This is a genomic window from Mesorhizobium sp. M5C.F.Ca.ET.164.01.1.1 (genome assembly GCF_004792125.1).
Classification (GTDB): Bacteria; Pseudomonadota; Alphaproteobacteria; order Rhizobiales; family Rhizobiaceae; genus Mesorhizobium; species Mesorhizobium wenxiniae.
The window spans coordinates 1-288 of sequence record NZ_SRTG01000559.1; the positions used below are offsets into that span (position 1 = coordinate 1).

General features: G+C 68.1%; 1 pseudogene. It reads right to left on the reverse strand.

Going from position 1 to position 288, the window contains the following annotated elements:
• Positions 1 to 288 (reverse strand): annotated as a pseudogene (locus tag EN807_RS37290) (hypothetical protein); the annotation flags it as partial.

Consider the following 288-nt stretch of genomic DNA (forward strand, 5'->3'; position numbering starts at 1 on the left):
CTGCCGCGACCGACTTTGCTGTGCCGGAATCGGCGGCCGACCAGTCGCGGCAGCGCTTCATCGCGCCGATTTCGGCGACCGGCTGCGGTCGCTGGCGCTGGCGGCACCTTTGCTTGTGCTGCTGGCGCTGAGCTTCGGCATCCCGATCGTCCTGCTTCTGTCGCGCGCCGTTGTCGAAATGCAACCCTTGCCCCTCGCCCATCGCGATGATGCCGATGCCGGCGAAGGACAGGAATGTGCCGGCCCAGGCCACGCCTGAGAAGCGTTCGCCGAGCAGCGCCATCGCCA